The following is a 293-nucleotide window of genomic DNA, read 5'->3' on the forward strand; positions in this document are numbered from 1 at the left end:
CTGTGTTTGGGGTTGTGATAGAACAAAAAACACGATATAATGAGCGGTAGTATGGCTGCGTAAGTAAATACGTAAAAAGAGGAGGATTTACCAGATGGTACGTTTGGCAAAAAGGCTGGCAGTGCTTGCAGTGGCAGGCACATTGACAGCAACATCTTTGACAGGATGCGGAACAATAAATACAGATGAGACAGTTGCAACAGTCGGTGATGAGAAGATTACACTTGGAGTCGCGAATTTTTACGCAAGATTGCAGCAGGCTCAGTATGAAACCTACTATGCGAGTATGATGG

At 43.7% G+C, this 293-nt stretch carries 1 protein-coding gene; it reads left to right on the plus strand.

All coding sequences use genetic code 11. From position 1 onward, the window contains the following. Positions 1-94: 94 nt before the first annotated feature. A partial coding sequence (locus tag PZH32_RS13480) for a hypothetical protein (protein WP_275208759.1) occupies positions 95-293 on the plus strand: 199 nt, incomplete at its 3' end.

This window comes from Adlercreutzia equolifaciens (genome assembly GCF_029076695.1).
Taxonomy (GTDB): domain Bacteria; phylum Actinomycetota; class Coriobacteriia; order Coriobacteriales; family Eggerthellaceae; genus Adlercreutzia; species Adlercreutzia equolifaciens_A.